At 64.0% G+C, this 20,104-nt stretch carries 16 protein-coding genes and 1 tRNA gene; 15 read left to right on the top strand and 2 right to left on the bottom strand.

The window, feature by feature from the left end; genetic code table 11:
* The first annotated feature begins 30 nt into the window (after positions 1-30).
* Genes QKW60_RS06720 through QKW60_RS06710 form a run of 3 tightly spaced genes read left to right on the top strand, consistent with a single transcriptional unit; the run spans position 31 to position 4,426 of the window.
* Positions 31-2,817, top strand: a complete 2,787-nt coding sequence (locus QKW60_RS06720; protein ID WP_282367446.1) for a molybdopterin oxidoreductase family protein — start codon at positions 31-33, stop codon at positions 2,815-2,817.
* Positions 2,814-3,551, top strand: a complete 738-nt coding sequence (locus tag QKW60_RS06715; protein WP_282367444.1) for a 4Fe-4S dicluster domain-containing protein — start codon at positions 2,814-2,816, stop codon at positions 3,549-3,551. The genes QKW60_RS06720 and QKW60_RS06715 overlap by 4 nt, the downstream gene beginning before the upstream one ends.
* On the top strand, positions 3,551-4,426 hold the full coding sequence (locus QKW60_RS06710) for a dimethyl sulfoxide reductase anchor subunit family protein (protein ID WP_282367442.1): 876 nt from the start codon (positions 3,551-3,553) through the stop codon (positions 4,424-4,426). Before QKW60_RS06715 ends, QKW60_RS06710 begins: the two co-directional genes overlap by 1 nt.
* A gap of 132 nt (positions 4,427-4,558) precedes the next feature.
* On the opposite strand, the gene QKW60_RS06705 is transcribed toward QKW60_RS06710, so the two are convergent.
* Positions 4,559-5,524, bottom strand: coding sequence for a LysR family transcriptional regulator (locus tag QKW60_RS06705; protein WP_282367441.1), 966 nt, complete (start codon positions 5,522-5,524; stop codon positions 4,559-4,561).
* 105 nt (positions 5,525-5,629) lie between these two features.
* On the opposite strand from QKW60_RS06705, the gene hisD reads away from it, so the two are divergent.
* The 8 genes from hisD to QKW60_RS06665 all read left to right on the top strand — a co-directional run bounded on the left by hisD (position 5,630) and on the right by QKW60_RS06665 (position 14,413).
* Complete coding sequence (gene hisD / locus QKW60_RS06700) at positions 5,630-6,943, top strand: histidinol dehydrogenase (RefSeq protein WP_282367439.1); 1,314 nt, start codon at positions 5,630-5,632, stop codon at positions 6,941-6,943.
* A 16-nt stretch (positions 6,944-6,959) separates the two neighbouring features.
* Positions 6,960-7,643 (top strand): cysteate racemase, encoded by a 684-nt coding sequence (gene cuyB, locus QKW60_RS06695; protein WP_282367437.1) that lies wholly within the window; start codon positions 6,960-6,962, stop codon positions 7,641-7,643.
* A 155-nt stretch (positions 7,644-7,798) separates the two neighbouring features.
* A complete protein-coding gene (locus tag QKW60_RS06690) occupies positions 7,799-8,908 on the top strand; it encodes a mandelate racemase/muconate lactonizing enzyme family protein (protein WP_282367436.1) in 1,110 nt (369 codons plus the stop codon).
* A gap of 61 nt (positions 8,909-8,969) precedes the next feature.
* A complete protein-coding gene (locus QKW60_RS06685; RefSeq protein WP_282367435.1) occupies positions 8,970-10,538 on the top strand; it encodes an ABC transporter substrate-binding protein in 1,569 nt (522 codons plus the stop codon).
* A 105-nt stretch (positions 10,539-10,643) separates the two neighbouring features.
* The gene (locus QKW60_RS06680) at positions 10,644-11,600 is read left to right on the top strand and encodes an ABC transporter permease (RefSeq protein ID WP_282367434.1); all 957 of its coding nucleotides are present in this window, start codon (positions 10,644-10,646) and stop codon (positions 11,598-11,600) included.
* A gap of 11 nt (positions 11,601-11,611) precedes the next feature.
* Complete coding sequence (locus QKW60_RS06675) at positions 11,612-12,535, top strand: ABC transporter permease (protein WP_282367432.1); 924 nt, start codon at positions 11,612-11,614, stop codon at positions 12,533-12,535.
* A 13-nt stretch (positions 12,536-12,548) separates the two neighbouring features.
* On the top strand, positions 12,549-14,177 hold the full coding sequence (locus QKW60_RS06670) for an ABC transporter ATP-binding protein (RefSeq protein WP_419762661.1): 1,629 nt from the start codon (positions 12,549-12,551) through the stop codon (positions 14,175-14,177).
* Positions 14,178-14,326: 149 nt separating this feature from the next.
* A tRNA-Leu gene (locus tag QKW60_RS06665) sits at positions 14,327-14,413 on the top strand.
* Positions 14,414-14,440: 27 nt separating this feature from the next.
* On the opposite strand, the gene QKW60_RS06660 is transcribed toward QKW60_RS06665, so the two are convergent.
* Positions 14,441-14,857, bottom strand: a complete 417-nt coding sequence (locus QKW60_RS06660) for a MarR family winged helix-turn-helix transcriptional regulator (RefSeq protein ID WP_282367430.1) — start codon at positions 14,855-14,857, stop codon at positions 14,441-14,443.
* A gap of 214 nt (positions 14,858-15,071) precedes the next feature.
* Here QKW60_RS06660 and QKW60_RS06655 point away from each other — a divergent pair, with 214 nt between their 5' ends.
* From QKW60_RS06655 to QKW60_RS06640, 4 genes are read left to right on the top strand one after another with little or no spacing between them, the layout of a single operon-like run.
* Entirely contained in the window at positions 15,072-15,980 is a 909-nt protein-coding gene (locus QKW60_RS06655; protein WP_282367429.1) for a UPF0280 family protein, read from the top strand.
* Positions 15,977-16,564, top strand: a complete 588-nt coding sequence (locus QKW60_RS06650; protein WP_282367428.1) for an amino acid synthesis family protein — start codon at positions 15,977-15,979, stop codon at positions 16,562-16,564. Before QKW60_RS06655 ends, QKW60_RS06650 begins: the two co-directional genes overlap by 4 nt.
* Position 16,565: 1 nt before the next feature.
* The gene (locus tag QKW60_RS06645; protein WP_282367427.1) at positions 16,566-17,408 is read left to right on the top strand and encodes an FAD binding domain-containing protein; all 843 of its coding nucleotides are present in this window, start codon (positions 16,566-16,568) and stop codon (positions 17,406-17,408) included.
* Positions 17,405-20,104, top strand: a complete 2,700-nt coding sequence (locus QKW60_RS06640) for a molybdopterin-dependent oxidoreductase (protein ID WP_282367426.1) — start codon at positions 17,405-17,407, stop codon at positions 20,102-20,104. The genes QKW60_RS06645 and QKW60_RS06640 overlap by 4 nt, the downstream gene beginning before the upstream one ends.

Genomic DNA, 20,104 nt, shown 5'->3' with positions numbered 1-20,104 from the left:
CCTGCCGGCGCAGGGGAGCGGGGAACGCACATGACCTATCAGCAGCCGAAACTGGACACTTCTCCCAAAATCTCGGACGAGGTGAGGAAGACGACCTGCTACATGTGCGCCTGCCGCTGCGGCATCAATGTGCATCTGAAGTCGGGCAAGATTTCATATATTGAAGGCAACCGCGACCATCCGGTGAACAAGGGCGTCCTCTGCGCCAAAGGGTCGTCGGGCATCATGCAGGTCACGGCCCCCTCGCGGCTGCGCGCGCCCTTACGACGAGTAGGCCCCCGGGGATCGGGGGCCTTCGAGGAGATTTCCTGGGAGGAAGCCCTTCAGACGGCCGTTTCGTGGCTGAAGCCGCTGCGCGAAACCGCGCCTGAAAAACTCGCCTTCTTCACCGGCCGTGACCAGTCGCAGAGCTTCACCAGCTTCTGGGCGCAGGGTTTCGGCACCCCAAACTATGCGGCCCATGGCGGGTTCTGCTCGGTCAATATGGCCGCCGGCGGCATCTACACGATGGGCGGGGCGTTCTGGGAATTCGGCCAGCCGGACTGGGACCGGGCGAAGCTTTTCATCCTTTTCGGCGTGGCCGAGGACCACGATTCCAACCCCATCAAGATCGGTATCGGCAAGCTGAAGGCGCGGGGCTCACGCGTGATCGGCGTCAACCCGATACGCACCGGCTATAATGGCGTTGCGGACGACTGGTACGGCATCACGCCCGGCACCGACGGTTTGCTGATCCTGTCGCTGATCCATGAGCTTCTGAAGGCCGGCAAGATCGACCTAGACTATCTCGCCCGCTTCACCAACGCGCCCTGTCTGGTGGATGAGGCCGAGGGGCCGGGCAGGGGCCTGCTGCTGCGCGACAAGGACGGCAAGCTCCTCGTCATCGACAAGAAAACCGGCAAGCCCGCGCCCTTTGACAAGAAGGGTGTGCAGCCCGACCTTGGCGCGACCCATAAGGGCGCCCGCACCGTCTTTCAGCACCTCGCCGAGCGCTACCTTTCCGACGAATACGCGCCCGAGGCGGTGGCCGAGCGCACCGGCATCCCCGCCGCCCGCATCAAGGGTCTCGCGGCCGAAATCGCCAGGGCGGCTTTCGATGAACCCGTCGTCCTCGATCAGGAATGGACCGATTTCCGGGGCGACACCCACAGCCAGATGGTCGGCCGTCCCGTGGCCTTTCACTCCATGCGTGGCGTCTCGGCCCATTCGAACGGTTTCCAGACCTGCCGCGCGCTGCACCTTCTGCAGATCCTCATCGGCTCGGTCGAAACCCCCGGCGGTTTCCGCTTCAAGCCGCCCTATCCCAAACCGCCCGAGGCGCATCCGAAACCGCATTGCGGCTTCAATCCCGGCACGCCGCTGAACGGCCCGCATCTGGGCTTTGTCCACGGGCCGGACGACCTTGCGCTGAACCCCGACGGCAGCCCGGCACGCATCGACAAGGCCTTCACTTGGGAAAACCCGATGAGTGCCCATGGCCTCATGCATATGGTCATCCCCAACGCGCATGCGGGCGATCCCTACAAGATCGACACGATGCTGCTCTACATGGCGAACATGTCGTGGAACTCCTCCATGAACACCCGTGCGGTGATGGAGATGCTGACCGACAAGGATGCAGATGGCGACTACAAGATCCCGCGCATCATCTATTCCGATGCCTATGCCTCCGAAATGGTGGCCTATGCCGACCTGATCCTGCCCGACACGACCTATCTGGAACGGCACGACTGCATCTCTCTGCTTGATCGCCCGATCTGCGAGGCAGAGGCGGCGGCGGATGCGATCCGCTGGCCGGTGATCGAGCCTGACCGTGAGGTGCGCGGTTTCCAGTCGGTGCTGGTGGAACTGGGTAACCGATTGAAACTGCCCGGCTTTGTGGATGAAGAAGGCAAGGCCAAGTACCGCGATTACGCGGATTACATGGTCAACCACGAACGCCGCCCCGGTGTCGGTCCTCTTATGGGCTGGCGCGGAAATGGCGATCAAACCGGGCGTGGCGCGCCGAACCCGGACCAGTTGCAGCGCTATATCGACAATGGCGGCTTCGCCATCGCCCATATCCCCGACGAGGCGCAGTTCTTCAAACCGTGGAACATGGCCTATCAGGACTGGGCGGTGGAGCTTGGCCTTTATGACAAGCCGCAGCCCTATCTCTTCTCGATCTACTCGGAACCGATGCAGCGCTTCCGCCTTGCCGCCGAAGGCCACGGTGAGCGTCAGCCGCCCGAGCATCTGCGCGAAAGGGTCCGGACCACGATGGACCCGTTGCCGATCTGGTATGAGCCTTTCGGCGACAGTGCCGGGGCGGACTATCCGGTCCATGCCCTGACCCAGCGGCCGATGGCGATGTACCACAGCTGGGGCTCGCAGAATGCATGGCTACGGCAGATCCACGGGCATAACCCGCTCTACGTGCCGACCAAGATCTGGGAAGCGAACGGTTTTCAGGACGGCGACTGGGCCCGCGTGACCTCGCCTTCCGGGGAAATCACCGTTCCGGTGGCCCATATGGCCGCCTTGAACGAAAATACGATCTGGACCTGGAACGCGATTGGCAAGCGGAAGGGTGCCTGGGCATTGGACCCGGATGCGCCGGAGGCGACAAAGGGCTTTCTTCTCAATCACCTGATCCACGAACTTCTGCCGGAAAAGGGTGACGGGATGCGCTGGTCAAACTCCGACCCGATCACCGGACAGGCCGCATGGTTCGACCTGCGCGTCAGGATCGAAAAGGCCGGCCCGCCGGAGGAATCGCAACCGGCCTTCCCCTCCATCCCGTCGCCCGTTCCCTCCGCAAAGAGGAACCGCCCATGACCGCCCTTCCGCCCCCCTCCGCCAAGAAGCTCGGCCTTGTCATCGATCTTGACACCTGCGTCGGCTGCCATGCCTGCGTGACCGCCTGCAAGGGCTGGAACGATCAGGGCTATGGCGTGCCTCTATCGGACCAGAACGCTTACGGATCAGAGCCTTCCGGCACGTTCCTCAACCGGGTGCACAGCTATGAGGTACAGCCCGACCAGGGCCCGGCGCAGGTCATCAACTTCCCGCGCTCCTGCCTCCATTGCGAAAACGCGCCCTGTGTGACCGTCTGTCCGACCGGCGCCAGCTACAAACGCGCCGAGGACGGGATCGTTCTGGTCAACGAAGATGCCTGCATCGGCTGCGGCCTTTGCGCCTGGGCCTGTCCCTACGGTGCGCGCGAACTCGATCAGGCGGCGGGGGTGATGAAGAAATGCACGCTCTGCGTCGACCGGATCTACAATGAGAACCTGCCCGAAGAGGACCGCCAGCCCGCCTGCGTCCGCACCTGTCCGGCAGGCGCGCGGCATTTCGGTGATCTCGGCGATCCTGACAGCGACGTGAGCAAGCTGGTCGCCGAGCGTGGCGGCTATGACCTCATGCCCGAGATGGACACGAAACCGGTCAACAAATACCTGCCGCCGCGCCCCAAGGGACCCGAACAGCAGGTCGATATCCTCGCGCCGCTGCTTGACGTGAAGACCACCGGCTTTGCCGGATGGCTCGACAGAATACTGGAGAAAATCTAATGCATCCGGCACCTTCGGTCATTGTCTTCACGACGCTTTCAGGCGCTGGTTTCGGGCTTCTGGCCTTCCTCGCCCTCGGGCTCCTGCCGGTCTACGGGGTGCAGGCCTTCCTGATCTGGGGGCTGGGCTACGGCCTTGCCGTGATCGGGCTTCTGGCCTCCACCTTCCACCTTGGTAATCCCCAGCGGGCATGGCGCGCCTTCACCCAGTGGCGGACAAGCTGGCTGAGCCGCGAGGGCTGGGCGGCGGTCGCGGCACTCCTTCTGCTCGCCCCCGTCGCGCTGGCCGCGATATTCGGCGGCGGCCTGCCGCCATTCTTCGGTCTTGTCGGCGCGGCCTTCTGCCTTGCCACGGTCATCGCCACCTCGATGATCTACACGCAGCTCAAGACCGTGCCGCGCTGGAACTTCTGGGCGACGCCTGCGCTGTTCCTCGCCTTCGCCGCGACCGGTGGGGCGATCATGACGGGGCAGGCGCTGATGGCCGCTGTCCTCTGTGCCCTTCTCGCTGTCCTGATGATCGCGGCCTTCAAGCTGGGTGACCAGCGGTTTGGCGAGGTCGGCGCTTCGATGGGGTCGGCCACGGGGCTCGGGTCCGTCGGCAAGGTCCGGGTTCTCGCCCAGCCCCATACCGGACCGAACTACCTGATGAAGGAAATGATCCATGTGGTCGGGCGCAAGCATGCTGCGACCCTGCGCCGGATTGCCGTCACGCTGGCGGCAATCCTGCCCGGGCTGATGCTTTTGTTCATGCCGCCGCATCCCTTCGTTCTGGCGGTGATCGCCGCCATCCACCTGATGGGGGCCTTTGCCGCGCGCTGGCTGTTCTTTGCCGAGGCGGAACATGTTGTCGGTCTCTACTACGGTCAGCGATAGCCGCAACATTCCACTTTCCTGAAGCTACGCTTCCACGTGGCGAAAAGACGGGCGTCCCGCTTGCCGGGCCGCCCGTTTTTGCCGCCTAACGGTCTGAATTGCAGCGTTCAGGGCCCGAATGTGATCGCCGAGTTAAGCCGGAATGACAGCGAAGGAATCCCCAAGCCAAGGCGCGAAGTCCTTGGCCGGACGGATGAGCCGAGCCGTCATCAGGGCGCGAAGGGTCCGGGTGATTTCGGTCGCGACATGGCTGGACTGATCGGCCGCCGCGAAGAGCGAAATCGTGCGCGACATCGCGGCCAAAGGCAGAGGATGGATCGTCACCCGGTCGAGAAAGGCGCGTGCCCGCAGAACCGCGAGCGGCGTGGTGATCGAAAAGCCGACGCCGTTTGCCACCAGCGCCATGATCGACTGGTTACTGTCGATCTCGAACCTGTCGGGCAGGGCGATGCGGTGACGCGCCAGATGCGCCTCTATCTGCCGCCCCATAAGCTGGCCGCGGTCATAACGCAGCAGCGGCAGCGCCGCGAGCGCCTCCATCTCCTTGCCCTTGGGCAGGTCGAAACCGCGCGGTACAGCCAACACATAGGGGTCGCGCAGAAGGCGGTATTCGACCGTGCCCTGCACTGCATCGGCGGGGGCGGCCGACACCACGACGTCAAGCTGACGGTTCGCCATGCGGGCGATCATGTCGTGGCTGGGGCCCGTGGTCAGGCGAAAGTCGCAGTTGCGCAGGTTCTTGGCCAGCGCGATCACCAGTTCGGGTGTGATCTCGGCGTCGAAATCGTCGATCATGCCAACCCGCAGGCTGGTCAGGTGCGAGATGTCCAGAACGGTCAGTTCCGCCTGCGCCTGACGTATGCGGCTCAGCGCGTCGCGGGTGCGGTGCAGGAAGACGCGGCCGGCGGGCGTCAGTTGCAGCGGCCGGTGGCTGCGGTCGAGAAGCGGACAGCCCAGCGAGTTTTCAAGGTTCGAAAGCTGTTGCGAGGCGGCCGGAAGGCTGAGCCCCATCAGCCGCGCGCCTTCGGCGACGGTGCCGGACTGCGCAACCGCTTCGAAAAGCTCCAGTGCGCGAAGGGTAATGCCTTTGGCGAGCATGGTCTGACGGCTCCGCATCGGGGTCATAGTTTTCAGAAAGTTGAACTTACGGCGGGGTCCGGTCAAGCCCCCGCTGCGAAATGACAGGAAAGGAACGGCGCGATTATGGGTATCACCTTTTTCAAACAATCGACGACCACGAGCGAAGAGGTTGCGGCCGATGTTCCGGCGACCGTGGCCCGTATGCTGGCCGAGATCGAGGCGGGTGGTGAGGTCGTGACCCAGCGTTATGCCGAAAAGCTCGACGGCTGGGCCGGGGATATCGTCGTCCCGCGCGCGGTGATCGAGGAAGCCGCCAGTTCCGTGCCGCAGCAGCTCAAGGACGACATCCGCTACGCGCATGACAATATCGCCCGCTTCGCGCAGGCCCAGCTCGACAGTTGCAGCGAGACCGAGATCGAACTGCGCCCGGGCCTCAAGGCCGGTCAGCGTCTGATCCCGATCTCGTCCGCCGGGGCCTATGTGCCGGGCGGGCGTTACAGCCACATCGCCTCGGCGCTGATGACCGTCACCACGGCCAAGGTGGCGGGCGTCGGCCATATCAGCGCGGTGTCGCCGCCGCGCCCGGGTAAGGGTATTCCGGCCACGATCCTCTATGCGCTCGACTATTGCGGCGCCGACCGCATTCTGGCGCTTGGGGGCGTGCAGGGCATCGCGGCGATGGCTTATGGCCAGTTCGGCCTGCCACCAGCCGATATCCTCGTCGGTCCCGGCAATGCCTATGTCGCCGAGGCCAAGCGTCAGCTGTTCGGCCGGGTCGGCATCGACATGTTCGCGGGCCCCACCGACAGCCTCGTCATCGCCGACAAGTCCGCCGATCCCTATCTCGTCGCCTGGGACCTGATCGGACAGGCCGAACACGGCCAGACCTCGCCCGTCTGGCTGGTGACCGACAGCACCGCTTTCGCCGAGGCCGTCAGCGCCCATATCCCGAATTGCATCGCCGAACTGCCGCAGCCGAACCGCAGCGCCGCCGAAGCAGCGTGGGAGGCGCTGGGCGAGATCGTGATCTGCGAGAACCGCGAAGAGATGGCCGCCCATGCCGACCGCGTCGCGCCGGAACATCTGCATGTTCAGGCTGCTGACCTTCCGTGGTGGAAGTCCCGGCTTTCGGCCTATGGCTCGCTCTTCCTTGGGGCCGAGACGACGGTGGCCTTCGGAGACAAGGCGGCGGGGACGAACCACGTCCTGCCGACATCGGGGGCGGCGCGCTACACGGGCGGGCTTTCGGTCCACAAGTTCCTCAAGACCGTGACATGGCAGGAAGTGCAGCCCGAGGCGCTGCGCGACCTTGCCGCCGTCACCGCCCGCATCTCGCGGTTTGAGGGGATGGAGGGCCATGCCCGTTCGGCCGATATCCGGCTGGAAAAATACTTTCCCGGCGAGGCGTTCAACCTTAGACCGGCCCGAAACGGCTGAACGGGTAGGAGTGGTAATGCGGCGCGTGGGTATTCTCGGGGGCATGGGACCGGACGCGACCGTGCTTCTGATGCAGAAGGTCATCGCCGCCCGGCCGGCGGTGGATGACGCCGACCACATCCCCCTCATCGTGCATCAGAACCCGCAGGTGCCAAGCCGCATCAAGGCACTGATTGAGGGGACGGGCGAAGATCCCGGCCCCGTCCTCGCCGCTATGGCCCGCGATCTGGAACGGGCGGGGGCGGAGGCACTCGCCATGCCCTGCAACACGGCGCATGCCTATGCGCCGGATGTGAAGGCTGCGACCGGGCTGCCGTTTCTCGACATGATCGAGGCGACGGCAGCGGACCTGTCCGCGAAAGGTGCCCGGCGGGTCGGTATGCTCGCCTCGCCCGCCGTGCGGATCGCGGGCGTGTTTGGACCGACTTTTGCCGCCAAGGGGCTGGAACCGGTCTGGTCGGATGACGAAGACGCCCTGCTTGCCGTTATCCGCGCGGTCAAGGCGGGCCGCAAGGGGGCTGCCGAAACGGCGGGTCTGGAACGCCTTGCACGTGGCTTCATCGACGGGCAGGACTGCGACCATCTTGCTGTCGCCTGCACGGAATTGTCGATTCTCATGCCCGGCCTGCCCGCTGACCTTCCGCTGATCGATACGCTCGATTGCCTCGTCACGCGCGTGGTGGAGTTCGCGGTTAATTAACGGCTCAATCAATAAAAACCGCAAACGTGTCGTATTTTCGTCGCGAAGCGTCGTATTTCATGTGAGGGCGATTAATGTCAGACAATACGTTGGTCTGGCTGCGTGACTCAACGCTCAGTCTCGCGGTCGTTCCTTTGGGGGGAGACCATCGCGGAATGACGAAGATTTCTTGCCTGGAAACCTTTTCGAATGAATTTGTTTCGTTCGTGAAGGTCACGGCAGAGGACGGTGCGACTGGTTGGGGGCAGTGCTCTACCTACAACGCCGATATCACCGCACTGATCCTGCACCGTCAGGTCGCGCCCCATGCGCTAGGGGCGGGCACGGACGACATTCTCGGCCTTGTCCAGCGGATCGAGGAAAAAGAGCACAAATTCCCCGGCTCCTACCGCTGCCGTGCCTTGGCGGGGCTCGACACAGCATTGTGGGACCTGCGCGGACGACGTGAAGGCAAGCCGGTGGTCGAACTTCTCGGCGGCAAGCCGGGCTGGATCAGGGCCTATGCCTCGTCGATGAAGCGCGACATTACCCCCGAGGATGAGGCTGCGCGCTTCATCCGCCTGCGCGATGAACAGGGATTTGACGCGTTCAAATGGCGGGTCGGGGCGGAATGCGGCCGCGATGTCGACGAATGGCCGGGCCGGACCGAAGCGGTCGTGCCGGTTGTCGCCGGCGCGCTGGGCGACGGAATCGCAAAGCTGGTCGATGGCAATTCAGGCTTTTCCCCCAAGCGCGCCATCGAGGTCGGGCGGCTCTTGGAGGCCGAGGGGGTCGGCCATTTCGAGGAGCCCTGTCCCTACTGGCAACTGGAGCAGACCAAAGAGGTCACCGATACGCTCGATATCGACGTGACCGGGGGCGAGCAGGACTGGGACCTCGCCACATGGAAACGCATGATCGACATGCGCGCGGTCGACATCGTCCAGCCTGACGTTATGTATATGGGCGGCATCGCCCGAACGCTGCTCGTGGCCGAGCTTGCCGCCAAGGCAGGCTTGCCCTGCACCCCGCACAGCGCCAACCTGTCGCTTGTGACGATATGCACGATGCATCTTCTGGGGGCGATCCCGAACGCTGGCAAATACCTCGAATTTTCCATCGAGGGGGAGGATTATTATCCTTGGCAGCAGGATCTGTTCCTCGGCGGTCCCTACGCTGTTCAGGATGGCAAGCTCCGTATTCCCGATGGTCCCGGCTGGGGCGTCGAGATCAATCCCGACTGGCTCGGCCGGGCGAAATATCAAAAGAGCGCGTTAGAGGCTTGACCCGGAGCGTCCGGGGGGCCGTAATCAAGAAAAACGACAAAGACTCGACAAGGAGGACAACATGTCGAACTTCACTAACGGAACCGGTGGCCTCAGCCGTCGCGGTCTGCTCAAGGGCGCGACCGCCCTTGGCGCCGCGGGCCTGATCCTGCCCGCCAGCGTGCGCAAGGCGATGGCCGAGCCCAAGCGCGGCGGCGTCCTGCGCATCGCGCTTGCCAGCGGCAACACCACCGACAGCCTCGATCCCGCGACCTGGGATTCTACCTTCGTGCAGAGCTTCAACACCGCACGCTGCAATACGCTGACGGAAATCGCGCCGGACGGTACGCTGGTCGGCGAACTTGCCGAAAGCTGGGAAGCCTCGGCAGATGCCGTGACCTGGACCTTCAAGATCCGCGAAGGCGTGACCTTCCACAGCGGCAAGGCGATGACGGTGGACGACGTCGTCGCCTCGATCAACTACCACCGTGGCGAAGAGTCGAAATCGGCCGCGAAGCCCTATGTCGACCCGATCACCGATATCAAGGCGGACGGTCAGAACGTCGTTATCACGCTTTCGGGCGGCAATGCCGACTTCCCGTTCATCCTCGCCGACTATCACCTGGTCGTTCTGCCCTCGGCCGACGGCAAGATCGACGTGACGACGACGGATGGCACCGGCGCCTATGTGCTCGACAGCTTCGAGCCGGGCGTTTCGGTCAAGATGAGCCGCAACCCGAACTACTTCAAATCCGACCGGGCCTGGTTCGACGGGATCGACGCGCTGTCGATCGTCGATGCGGCGGCGCGCCAGAACGCGCTGATCACCGGCGAAGTGGATGTGATCGACGGCGTTGATCTGAACACCGTGTCGCTCTTGGAACGCGCGCCGGGCATCAAGGTCCTGCCGGTGACCGGCAACCAGCATTTCGTCTTCCCTATGGATACGCGGCTGTCGCCCTACGACAACAACAACATCCGTCAGGCGCTGAAATACGGTCTCGACCGGGACGAGCTGGTTGAAAAGATCCTGCGCGGCTTCGGCAGCGCCGGTAACGACCACCCGATCGGTCGCGGTCAGCGCTACTTCAACACCGAACTGGAGCAGAAGACCTACGATCCGGACAAGGCCAAGTTCTACCTGAAAGAGGCCGGGATGGATTCGATTTCGGTCCAGCTTTCGGCTGCTGACGCCGCCTTCTCGGGCGCGGTCGACTCCGCCGTCCTTTATGCCGAACGGGCCGCCGCTGCCGGGATCAACATCGAGGTCGTGCGTGAGCCCAGCGACGGTTACTGGGACAACGTCTGGATGAAGAAGCCGTTCTGCGCTTCCTACTGGGGTGGCCGTCCGACCGAAGACCTGATGTTCTCGGTCGCCTACAGCGCGGGCGCGCCGTGGAACGACAGCTTCTGGGATCATGCCCGGTTCAACGAACTCCTGGTCTCCGCGCGGTCGGAACTGGACGATGACAAACGTCGCCAGATGTACTGGGAAATGCAGGACATCTGCGCCAACGAAGGCGGCGTCGTCATCCCGATGTTCGCAAGCTACGTCAACGCGCATTCCGACAAGGTCGGCGTGCCCGAGGTCATCGGCACCAACCAGGGCCTCGACGGCCTGCGCCTCTACGAACGCTGGTGGTTCGCCTGATCTGACAAGGCCCCGGCGCGCAAGTGCCGGGGCTTATTCGTCCCCGAAGGGACCAACCGGTTTTCGTGAAGTGACCGGACAAAAAAACAACAGGAGAGAACCGGGATGGGCCTGATTTGGACGATGATCGCCAAGCGCCTCGGCTTGGGGCTGCTTACCTTGTTCGTGATTTCGGTTATCATCTTCAGCGCGACCGAGCTTTTGCCGGGGGACTTCGCCAAGGCCATTCTCGGTCAGTCAGCGACCGAGGAAACGCTGGCCGCGTTTCGCAAGGAAATCGGGCTCGATCTGCCAGCCTATCAGCGTTACTTCAACTGGCTTGGGGGCGCCATTCAGGGCGATTTTGGTACATCGCTTTCGGGCAACAAGCGGCCGGTTGCGGACCTGATCGCCACACGGCTTGGCAATACGCTCTTCCTCGCCCTCTATGCAGCCGCAATCGCGGTGCCGCTGTCGCTGGTGCTTGGCATTCTCGCGGCACTCTACCGGAACTCGATCTTCGACCGCGCCGCCAATGCGGCCGCGCTGACCTCGATCTCATTTCCGGAATTTTTCGTCGCCTATATCCTGATCTTCGTCCTTGCTCAGTCTGGTCTATTCCCGTCGATGACGCGGATGGATGCCGATACCACCCTCGGAGAGGGCCTCTATCGTGCCTTCCTGCCTGCACTGACGCTGACCTTGGTCGTCACGGCCCATATGATGCGGATGACCCGTGCGGCGATCATCAACCTTCTGGCCTCGCCCTATATCGAGATGGCGCGGCTCAAGGGCATCAACCCGATGCGGGTGATCCTGAAACACGCGCTGCCGAATGCGCTGGCGCCGATCATCACCGTCATCGCGCTGAACCTTGCTTATCTCATCACCGGCGTCGTGGTGGTCGAGGTGGTCTTCGTCTATCCCGGCCTCGGCCAGCTCATGGTGGACAGCGTGGCCAAACGCGACTTCCCGGTCGTGCAGGCGGTCGCGCTGATCTTTGCCGCGGCCTATGTGCTTCTCAATCTCACCGCTGACGTGTTGTCGACCCTGTCGAACCCGCGTCTGATCCATCGCAAGTAAGGGGTGCTAAGATGTCTCTTCTGATCACCCTTTTCTGGATCGCTGTCGTTGTCGCCGGGGCGCTGGCCTTGGGCTGGGTCTTCCGCACGGCGGTCATCGCATTGTCGCGCGGCAACCTGCGCAAAGCCATGCGCACCGCGCCGCTGACCGCCGCTTTCGGGATGTTCATCATCCTGCTTTACATCCTCGTGGCGGTCTTCGCCCCGGTGATCGCGCCCTTTGCCGAGCGTGAGGTCGTCGGCGGCCAGTTCCTGCCATGGGAGGCGCCGCATATCTTCGGCACCGACAACCTTGGCCGCGACATGTTCACCCGCCTCGTCTACGGGGCGCGGAACACGGTCGGGATCGCCTTCATGACGACGGCGCTCGCCTTTTTCATCGGCTCGATCCTCGGGCTTCTGGCGGCCACGGTCGGCGGCTGGCTGGACCAGATTCTCAGCAGGGTCGTCGATATTCTGATGGCAATTCCGTCGCTGATCTTCTCGCTCCTGCTTCTGACGATCTTCGGCACCTCGGTCATCACCCTGATCCTCGTCATCGCCGTCATCGACTCCACCCGGGTCTTCCGGCTGGCGCGGTCTGTCGCGCAGAACATCGTGGTGATGGACTATATCGAGGCGGCGAAGCTCAGGGGGGAGGGACTCTGGCGGCTGATCACGCGCGAGATCCTGCCGAACGCCATGGCGCCGTTGGTCGCAGAGTTCGGGCTGCGCTTCTGCTTCGTCTTCCTCGCCATTTCGGCGCTCTCGTTCCTCGGCGTCGGCATTCAGCCGCCGACCGCCGACTGGGGCTCCATGGTGCGTGAAAACGCGGCGCTGATCACCTTCGGCGATGTCACGCCGCTCTTGCCCGCCGGTGCCATCGCGCTTCTGACAGTGGCGGTCAACTTCGTGGTGGACTGGATGCTGCACCGCGCCAGCGGATTGAAGGAGTAAGGCGATGAAAGACATGAAGGAAAAGCCCGTCCTCCTGACGATGCGCAACATCCAGATCGAGGGTCGTTCCGACGAAACCTGGTCGCCGATCATCAAGGGCGTGGACCTGACGCTGAACAAGGGTGAGGTGCTGGGCCTGATCGGCGAAAGCGGCGCGGGCAAGTCGACGCTCGGCCTCGCCGCGATGGGGTTCACCCGCGACGGGTGCCGCATTTCCGGCGGCACGATCGACTTCGACGGCATCGACCTGATGAAAGCGTCCGAGGCCACGAAACGGGGCCTCAGGGGCAAGCGCATCGCCTATGTCGCGCAATCGGCGGCCGCGAGCTTCAACCCGGCCCACAAGCTGATCGACCAGTACAGCGAAGCGCCGGTCCAGCATGGCGTGATGGGGCGCGGCGAGGCGGAGCACGACGCGGTGGAGCTTTACCGCCGTATGCAACTGCCCGATCCGGACGAGATCGGCTTTCGCTATCCGCATCAGGTGTCGGGCGGCCAGTTACAGCGGGCGATGACGGCGATGGCGATGGCCTGCCGCCCCGACCTGATCATCTTCGACGAACCGACGACCGCGCTCGACGTGACCACACAGATCGAGGTCCTCTCGGCGATCCGCGATATCGTGGCGCAGTTTGACACGGCGGCGATCTACATCACCCATGACCTCGCGGTCGTGGCGCAGATGGCCGACAAGATCAAAGTGCTTCTCCGTGGCGACGAGGTGGAGGAAGCCGACACCCGCACGATGCTCGCCAGCCCGAAAGAGGCCTATACCAAGACCCTCTGGGCCGTGCGCAGCCATGCCCGCGCCACCCAGCCGCCGGTGGAAAAGGGCACGGTTCCGGTCGTTTCGGTCAAGGGGGTTACGGCGGGTTACGGCCAGGTCGACATCCTGAAGAACATCAATTTCGACATCCACAAGCGCCGCACGGTCGCCGTGGTCGGTGAAAGCGGGTCGGGCAAATCGACAGCGGCGCGGGTGATCACCGGGCTTCTGCCGCCACGACAGGGTCAGGTCCTGTTCAACGGTCAGGCGCTGCCCGCCGACTATCGGCAACGGACACGCGAACAGCTCCGTCAGGCGCAGATGATCTATCAGATGGCCGATACCGCGCTGAACCCCAAGCTGCGCCTGCGCGAACTGATCGGCCGCCCCGCGCAGATGTATCTCGGGCTTCAGGGCAAGGCGTTGACCGAACGCATCCGCGATTTGCTGAATCTCATTGAACTGGAACCCGACAAGTTCATCGACCGCCTGCCGTCAGAGTTGTCGGGCGGGCAGAAGCAACGGGTCGGCATCGCAAGGGCGCTCGCGGCCGAACCTCAGTTCATCATCTGCGACGAGGTGACATCGGCCTTGGATCAGCTGGTGGCCGAAGGCATCCTGAAGCTACTTGACCGGCTCCAGACCGAGTTCGACCTGGCCTATATGTTCATCACTCATGATCTCGCGACGGTTCGCGCCATCGCAGACGAGGTCGTCGTGATGCAACGGGGCAGGGTGGTCGAACAGGGCCCAAAGGACGAGATGTTCCAGCCGCCGCACGATCCCTATACCGAGCTTCTCCTGTCCTCGGTGCCCGAGATGGACCCGGACTGGCTGACCAAGCTGCTGAAGGAACGGGCGGAAAAGGCCTCCTGATCTGGGGTAAGGCGGGTTTGATCCCACCTTGCCCGGGCCGGAAAAGGCGACGCCGGTCTTTTTTGCGCAAGGCCTAAAATCCCCCTTCACATTGCCAGAGCGTTTGGCTAAGAAGCGCCCACCTCGCCCGGGGCACACCCGGGCCCGGTGCGGTTGTGGCGGAATTGGTAGACGCGCAGCGTTGAGGTCGCTGTGGGCTAACCCCCGTGGAAGTTCGAGTCTTCTCAACCGCACCACTCCTACCCCTTTCAGGACCGGTGTGTTCAGAGCTTGTCGAGCAGGTCAAGAAGCCGCGCGCGTTCGCGTGGGGTGAGGTTGCGCAATGTCCGTTCCGAAATCTGCGCCGCGATCGGGACGAGATGTTCGAGAACGGCGCGACCCTCATCGGTCAGCGAAATCTCGATCCGCCGCCGGTCGGTGGGCGAGGGCGCTGTCGCGATCATCCCCTTCCGGCTCAGCCGCTCCACAACGCCCTTCGTTGTGGCAGCATCCATCGCCACAAGCCGGCCCAACTGATTTTGCGACGTCGTGCCCTCATCCCTCAGCTTCGCCAGTACCGCGAACTGGCGCGGGGTCAGGTCGGGCATCTCCGACGCGAAGATCTCCAGATGACGCTGATTGGCCAGCCGCAGCTTGAAACCAACCTGGTCTTCGAGGCGATATCCCGGCTTTTCCGTCACGTTGGTCCAATTCCGGCTGATCGTGGGTGACGTGAGGTTCACTTGTGACTGTAAGGCTTCGTCCGATAAAGACAAGTCAATCTGGAAGTGTGCAAACCGCACCGTCGAAACTGTTTGACAGCAAACGTTTTTGGGGTGGTAATCTGGGTGTGAGTCCAAAGCCCCGACAACCGGGGCCATGATGAGTTGAGGCCAGCCGATGCCTGCCCCAGCCATGTCCGTCCAAGCTGATACGCCCGCCCGGGACAATGCGGTTGGCGGGCACCTGCCGTGGATCGGGCGTGCCGCAAAAGGCGGGCGCTTGCGGCTCGTGCAGGGACCGATCGACATCATCCTCGATTTAAAGGGGCCTGAGGATGCGGTTCGTGCCGCCGAGGCACGGGCGGTTATGGCCTTTGAGGGGCTTCTCGAACAGCTTGTCGCCGAACTGCCGGTCCTGCGTACACCCGTCGGGCAGGGGGCCTTGCCACAGGGCCAGGTCGCTCGCGCTATGGCCTCGGCGGTCGCCCCGTTCCGGCCGGACTTCATCACGCCGATGGCCGCTGTCGCGGGGGCGGTGGCCGATCATATCCTTGCCGCCGTCACCGCAGAAAGTGGGCTCGACAGTGCGGCGGTGAATAATGGTGGTGATGTCGCACTTTGGCTGAAAGGCACCGCACGCTACCGGGTCGGCATCGCCGATGGTCGCCCCGGCACGGCGCCCCTTGCGCTGATCGGCATCGGTGCCGGGGACGGGATCGGCGGCATCGCGACATCGGGTTGGCGCGGGCGCAGCCATTCGCTCGGCATCGCCGACGCGGTGACCGTGCTGGCCCGGACGGCGGCCGGGGCCGATGCCGCCGCCACCATGATCGCCAATGCGGTCGATCTGCCGGGCCATTCCGGCATCATCCGCCGCCCTGCGCGCGACCTCGCGCCGGACAGCGATCTGGGGACCCGGCCGGTCACGGTGGATGTCGGTCCGCTGACCCCGGGCGAACGGGCCAGGGCGCTCGACGCGGGCGAAAAATATGCGGCAGAACTGATCGGGCGCGGCTTGGCCCGCGCCATTTTCCTGTCGCTTCAGGATGAGGTCCGGTCACTTGGCGCGGACCTTCCGGCCATAAGGGAGGAAAAGCGATGACACAGGCGAAGATCCGCAAGATCGTGACCGTGGTCGAGGAGGTGAGGACCGAGATGGGGCAGGCGATTTCCCCGCCCACCCGCCGCGCCGCCGCCATCGCGGTGATCGAGAACCCCTTCGCGGGCCGCTATGAACCCGATCTGGAGGCGCTGATGCAGATCGGCGAGGAGTTGGGCGGCACATTGGGCGAGGCCTGCGTCAAGGCGCTCGGCATCACGCCTGATCAGGCGCAGAGCTATGGCAAGGCGGCTTTGGTGGGCGAGAATGGTGAGTTGGAACATGCCGCCGCGATCCTGCATCCCCGCCTTGGTGCGCCTTTGCGCAAGGCGGTGGAGAAGGGGGCGGCGCTGGTGCCCTCGAACAAGAAGCAAGGGCCGATGGGCCATCCTCTGGACGTGCCTCTGGGCCACAAGGACGCCGCCTATGTGCGGTCGCATTTTGACGGGATGGAAGTCAGGGTGAACGACGCCCCCCGCGCCAACGAAATCCTCGTGGCCGTTGCCGTGACCGACAGCGGGCGGCCCCTGCCGCGCGTGGGCGGGCTGACGCATGAAGAGGCCGAGGGCAAGGACGGGCTGCGCTGAGATGGTGGTCTACCGCCCCGAACGGCTGGAGGACGCGCTGGGCTTTCTGGCAGAGGCGCCTGCGGTCGTGCTGGCGGGCGGAACGGATGTATTCCCGGCGCTTGGCGACCGGCCCGCGCCGGGACGGGTGCTGGACGTGACCGCGATTTCCGGGTTGAAGGGCATTGCCCGTGACAATGGGCGATGGCGGATCGGGGCGGGAGTGACATGGGCCGAGGTGATCCGCGCTGATCTGCCCCCGATTTTCGACGGGCTGAAGATTGCCGGGCGGCAGGTGGGCTCGGTCCAGATCCAGAACACCGCGACACTCGCGGGCAATATCTGCAACGCCTCGCCTGCGGCGGATGGGGTGCCGACCCTCCTGACCCTCGACGCCGCGGTGGAGCTTGCCTCCGCCACCGGGCGGCGCGAAGTGGCGCTGGCCGATTTCGTGACCGGGGTTCGAAAGACGGATCTGAGGGCAGGCGAGGTGGTGACTGCACTGCTGTTGCCGGATGTCGCGGGCGACGTCCGGACGGGGTTTGAGAAGCTGGGCAGCCGCGCCTATCTCGTCATCTCCATCGTCTCGCTCGCCGGACTTGTCCGATTGGACGGCGATCGCGTGGCCGAGGCGCGGCTGGCCGCCGGGGCGGCCTCACCGGTGCCGATGCGGCTGACGGCGCTCGAACGCGATCTGATCGGTCTTGGTCCGGATGAGATGGCCGGGGCGGTGCGACGCGATCATTTTGCGGGGCTTTCCCCTATCGACGACGTGCGGGCGGGGGCAGACTATCGTCGGGACGCATGCCATACGCTTGCCATACGCCTGCTGGACGCATGCCGGACGGCTGGGGGGCGGCCATGACAGAGCTGAGGTTCACCCTGAACGGGCGGGATGTTCGATATGAAGCACGGGGTCTGGAGCGGCTTTCTTCGGTCCTGCGGTACGACCTCGGCTGCCTTGATGTGAAGGTCGGCTGCGATGCCGGGGATTGTGGCGCCTGCACTGTTCTGGTGGATGGCGCGCCGGTCTGTTCCTGCATCACTCAGGTCGCAGCGGCGGCGGGACGCGCGGTCGAAACACTCGCAGGTTTGCGTGACAATGATCGTTTGTTTTCAGATCTTTCGGAAGCATTCCTGAACCATGGTGCGGCGCAATGCGGCATCTGCACACCGGGTATGATGGTCGCCGCGACAGCCCTTCTGCGCGTCAATCCCACACCCTCCGAACGCGAGGTCGAGGATGCTTTGGGCGGTGTCCTCTGCCGCTGCACCGGTTACCGCAAGATCATCGACGCGGTGATGGGGGTGGCCTCACCCGCCGAGGACCGGACCGGCGTCGGCGCTGGAATCGTGCGTCTGGACGGCGCCCGAAAGGTCGAGGGGCGAGAGGCTTTCAGCGACGATGTCGCGCCGGATAACGCATTGGTTTTAAAGGTAATACGTTCACCGCATGACCATGCCCGCTTCACCTTCGGAGACCTTGAAACATGGCGTCGGACCCATGGGTTGGACCTGATCCTGACCGCCCGTGATGTGCCGGGGCGGAACCTCTTCGGCACCATTCCCGGTTTCATCGACCAGCCGGTCTATGCCGAAGAGATTCCCCGGTTCCGGGGCGAGGCCGTTGCGGCGGTGGTTGGTTCGGCCAGGATCATGACTGGGCTGGATTTTGCTTCTTTTCCAATCAGTTGGAGCCCGGTCAACGCGGCAAGAGAACCCGCTGACGCGAAGGCGCTCGAACCGTTCCACGAAGGTCATGCCGCGAATGTCATGTGCCGGGGCTTCGTGAAGAAGGGCGATGCCGAGGCGGCGCTCGCAAGGGCTGATATCGTGGCGGAGGGGGAGTTCGAGACCCGGTTCATCGAACACGCCTATATCGAACCCGAGGCGGGTTATGCCGATTGGGTTGAGGATCGGATCGAGGTTCACGGCGGCACGCAGGCCCCGGTCATGGCACGGGATTCGGTGGCGGAGATTCTGGGGCTTTCTCCCGAGGCGGTGCGGGTAGTTCCGACGGCGGTTGGCGGCGGTTTCGGGTCGAAGCTCGACATCTCATTCCACCCGCATGTGGCGCTGGCTGCGTTCCATCTGAAACGTCCCGTGCGGATGACCTATTCACGCGCGGAATCAATGGCTTCCACGACGAAGCGGCATCCGGCGCTGATGCGGGTGCGGGTTGGGGCGACGACGGATGGCAGGCTGTCGGGCTTTGCCTTCGACGGCACCTTCAACACCGGCGCGCATTCCTCCTGGGGGCCGACCGTAGCCAACCGGGTGCCGGTCCATGCGGGTGGGCCTTACGCCCATGCGGATTATGTCGCGCATACGGAAGGCGTCTATACCAACTGCGTGCCTGCGGGTGCCTTCCGTGGTTTCGGCGTACCGCAGGCCGCCATCGCACAGGAGTTCCTGTTCGACGATCTGGCTGAAAAGCTCGGGATAGACCGGCTGGAGTTCCGGCATCTGAACGCGCTCGACAATGGCATTCCGACCGCGACGGGGCAGGTCTTCGACGGGGCGGTGGGGATCAAACCCTGTCTGGATGCGCTGCGCCCTGCATGGGGTGTAGCATTAGAAAAAGCGAAAGAATTCAATAAGAAGATGGGTTTTTTTCGCAAAGGTGTCGGCATCGCCTGCGGCTGGTATGGCTGTGGAAACACCTCGCTGCCGAACCCCTCGACAATCCGCGCCGGGATCACAGGCGACGGGCGGATCGTCTTGCATCAGGGCGCGATGGATATTGGCCAGGGGGCCAACACGGTCATCGCCCAGATTTTCGCCGAGGCTTTGGGCGTGGACATCCGCGCTGTGGAGCTTGTCGGCCCGGATACGGGCGTCACACCCGATGCCGGCAAGACCTCTGCCTCGCGCCAGACCTATGTCTCGGGCAATGCGGCCCGGCTGACAGGGCTGGGGTTGCGTGCGGATATTCTGAGGTTGACCAATGCCGCCGAGGGCCGGATCGCCGTCGCGCGGGGTGAAGTAACTGTGACGGCGCCGGACGGCACCCTGCATCGTGCCGTGCTGCCCAAGGGCGATGGCTATGTGATTGAGGCGGCAGAGACCTATGACCCGCCGACCTCGCCTCTGGACGAGAACGGGCAGGGTGTGCCCTATGCCGTTTACGGTTATACCGCGCAGATGGTGGAGCTGACCGTGGATACTGCGCTTGGCACCGTCAAGCTGGATCACATCCACGCCGCCCATGATGTGGGCCGCGCGATCAACCCGGTTCTGGTCGAGGGGCAGATCCATGGCGGTGTTGCACAGGGGATCGGGCTCGCGCTGATGGAGGAGTATATCCCCGGCCGCACCGATAATCTGCACGACTACCTGATCCCGACGATCGGGGACGTGCCGCCGATCACCTCGCATATCGTCGAGGTGGCTGACCCGAACGGGCCTTATGGTGCCAAGGGGCTGGGCGAACATGTGCTGATCCCGACCGCACCCGCGATTCTCTCGGCGATACGCCATGCCTGCGGTGCACGCGTGAAGCGGCTGCCTGCGACACCGGACCGGGTTCTGGCGGCGATCCGGACGGCTAGGGAGGGTTAG

Source organism: Albidovulum aestuarii (assembly GCF_029961185.1).
Classification (GTDB): Bacteria; Pseudomonadota; Alphaproteobacteria; order Rhodobacterales; family Rhodobacteraceae; genus Albidovulum; species Albidovulum aestuarii.
Note: the sequence above shows the minus strand (reverse complement) of the source record. Positions and strands in the feature narration are given on the sequence as shown.